Below are 3,444 nucleotides of genomic sequence, written 5' to 3'. Positions count from 1 at the left end.
GTTGTTCTTTAATGGTGTTTATGGCGCTGTTTTTATAAATAATGGAGCCTGCTTTTTATTCATTTTGTTGGTTTTGCAAACAACTAATAATGTAAATTATATGTTTGTTTTTTTGTTTTTTTGTTTTTATTTTGTTTTTTGGTTTTATCCTTGGTTTTTTGTTAATTTATTGTTTTTTATGGTGATTTTCCTGTTAATTGCTGTCGCATTTTGTTGGCAAGTTTGTTTTTATTGTGTTATTAATTTGTTTCTCCTTACACGTTGAGGGGGTTAAATACTTTAAATTAGTAGGCGTTATATAAAGTATTTAACGTAAGACATAAAAAATAATAATCTAATTATCTAGGGATAAATCAAAAATGAACCATAATTTTTCTAAGACATTTAAACGCTCATTCACTGCTGCAGCAGTTGCAATGACGTTAAGTGCGGCAATGCCAGCAATGGCAGATAACGTTAACGGCGCTATCAAAGGTAGCTTAACTGCTCAGTCAGGTGTTTCATTAGCGGGTGCATCAATAACAATAACAGATGAAAGCAAAGGTTATTCTAAAACACTAACTGCTGATGCAAATGGTGAGTTTGATCTTAAGCAAGTGCCAGTAGGTAAGTATGATATTACAGTATCCCAATCTGGTTTTGACCAAGCTCAAGTTAAAGATGTTGTTATAGGGGTAGGTAAAACAGCTCTCATTCAAATTCCACTAACTACAGGTAATATCGAAAGAATTGCTGTTGTAGGTGGCTCTATTCGTGCAATAGATGTTTCTGCATCAGAGTCTTCATTAAATATTAGCTCTGAAGAATTATCGCTACTACCAATATCTCGCTCAGTAACTTCAGTAGCATTGCTTGCGCCTGGCGCAACTGAAGGGGACAGTCGTTTTGGCGACCAAGCTTCATTTGGTGGTGCTTCTGTAGCTGAGAATGCTTATTACGTGAATGGTCTAAATATGACTAATTTCCGAAATGGTCTTGGCGGTGCAACAATCCCATTTACCGCATACGATAGCTTTCAAGTTAAAACGGGTGGTTATTCTGCAGAGTTCGGGCGTACTACCGGTGGATTAATCTCATCAGTTACTAAATCTGGTTCTAATGATTTTCACTTTGGTGTTGAAACGATTTATTCATCTGACTCGTTAAGTGAGCAAGCTCCTGATTCACTTTACAAACAAAATGATCGTTGTGACGATGCAGACGGGCATTGTATTGGTGATTTATATGTTAATAACCAAGACGACTACGACAATTCATTTGAAACAAGTATTTATGCTTCAGGTGCAATAGTTGAAGACACATTATTCTTCTATGGTATTTACACTGCAAGAGATAATGACTATGAATACGGTAATGCATCACAAACAGATTTAACAGTTGAAAAAGATGATGACCCATATTACCTAGCTCGTTTTGATTGGAATATTAACGAAGATCATCAGCTAATGCTTTGGGGCTTTAGTGATAAGCGAACTTATTCAGAAAAAACAATTTCAGATCCTGAAGGAAATGGTAATTATACTGAAGATGGCGGTACAGCTTTTCACAAGCGAGGCGGAGAAAGTTTTGCAGTTCGTTATACTGGTAATCTAACAGATGACCTAAGTATGTCAGCAATGTATGGTCAGGTTAAGTTTTCAGAAACTGATTACTCAGACTTTGATGATTGTCCTACAGGTTATGATGCCGATTTAGGTGAGGATACTACGTGTTATGTAAACTTTACCGTTGGTGAAAATGAAGATAAACGTGAGCAATTGCGCGTTGACTTTGATTACTACCTAAACGATGAGCATACGTTAAAGTTTGGCTATGATTCTGAAACTAATACAGCTGATTCAACAACACAAAACTCTGGTGGCGTTTACTACTATTATCGTACATACGAAGAAGGCGCTAGACTGGCTAATGGTTATGTCTTACCTGAAGAAATGAAGACAACACGTGTACGCGATTATAAAAATGGCGGTTCGTTTGAAGTAGAAAACTGGGCTATTTATATTGAAGATCAATGGTCAGTTACTGAAGATTTAACATTAACATTAGGCCTTCGTAATGATAGTTTTACTAACTACAATGCAGATGGCGAAGAGTTTGTTTCTATTGATAACCAAATTGCCCCTCGTATAGGTGGTTCTTGGGATATTAATGGAGATGGCGATAGTAAGTTATTCTTCACTGCTGGTCGTTATTACCTACCGGTAGCAGCTAATACAAATATTCGTTTAGCGGGTGCAGAAACATTTATCCAAACTTGGTACGCTTTTGAAGGGTTAAATGCTGACGGTACTCCTGTAGGTTTAGGTACTCAGCTAGGTGATCCTGCTATTTCTAATGGTGGTGACGGTACTGCGAAACCATCAAATACCTTATCTGATAAAGATCTTGAACCAATGTATAACGATGAGTATATGATTGGTTATCAAGCAGCAATTAATGATGATTGGTCATGGGGTATCAAGGCAACTTACCGTGTTTTAGGTAATCAAATTGATGATGGTTCTTATATCTTTAATGATGAAAATGGTGAATATTTAGGTGAAAACTGGTTCTTATTTAATCCTGGTAATGGCGCTACTTTCAATTTCGATCTTGATGGTGACGGCACCACTGAAGAATATAGCTTTACTGCACAAGAGTTAGGTTACCCGGAAGCTAAGCGTAAATACGCATCAGTTGATTTAACATTAGAGAAAACATGGGATCAGGTTTGGTCTTTAAAAGCGCTATACACATGGTCTCACAACTATGGTAATACAGAAGGTTTTGTTAAATCTGATAATGGTCAAGATGATGCTGGTCTTACGCAAGATTGGGATTACCCTTATTTAATGGATGGTGCTAATGGTAATCTACCTGCAGATCGTCGTCATAACATTAAAATTTATGGTGCTTTTGCTGTTACAGAAGACTTCTTAATTGGTGCTAATGTTAATATCGCATCTGGACGTCCTTGGACTGCTTTAGGCCAAGGTTATACTCCAGACCCTGATCAATACCAATATGGTGATACTTACTACGTAGGTGACAAACGTTTCCCTCGTGGCAGCATGGGTACTACACCATGGACAGCACGTTTAGATCTTAACTTTACTTATAACCTTCGCTTTAACGATCAGAAAGTTCGTTTAGCTATGGATGTATTTAACGTATTTGATGCTTCTACTGAAACTCGTTACGACGAAGCTGCAGAAATAGCTGCTGGCGATGGAAATGCTACATTTGGTTTAGCTCAGTCTTACCAATCACCACGTAGAATTCAATTATCAGCGTCTTACGATTTCTAATAACTTGTTATACCAATTCGCTTAATTAAGTGATTTATTTTTAGGATGGAAAAACGTGTTGATAGCTAGGCAAAAAATTTGCTATTTAGTTGTTCTAAATAAGAATTTTTTAACACAGATAGCGACATGTTTAGCCCCCGAAAAATGATTAAGTATT

The 3,444-nt window shown here is 36.8% G+C and carries 1 protein-coding gene; it reads left to right on the top strand.

Annotated elements, in window-relative coordinates:
* Positions 1 to 359 precede the first annotated feature (359 nt).
* Entirely contained in the window at positions 360 to 3,287 is a 2,928-nt protein-coding gene (locus GQR46_RS17800) for a TonB-dependent receptor (RefSeq protein ID WP_165741810.1), read from the top strand.
* Positions 3,288 to 3,444: the final 157 nt, after the last annotated feature.

The sequence above is a fragment of the Pseudoalteromonas sp. Z1A6 genome (assembly GCF_011378745.1).
Lineage (GTDB): Bacteria > Pseudomonadota > Gammaproteobacteria > Enterobacterales > Alteromonadaceae > Pseudoalteromonas > Pseudoalteromonas arctica.
Note: the sequence above shows the minus strand (reverse complement) of the source record. Positions and strands in the feature narration are given on the sequence as shown.

Bases quoted from the DNA above. Each gene is read 5' to 3' on its own strand.
- GQR46_RS17800 (WP_165741810.1), top strand. From the start codon at position 360: ATGAACCATAATTTTTCTAAGACATTTAAACGCTCATTCACTGCTGCA.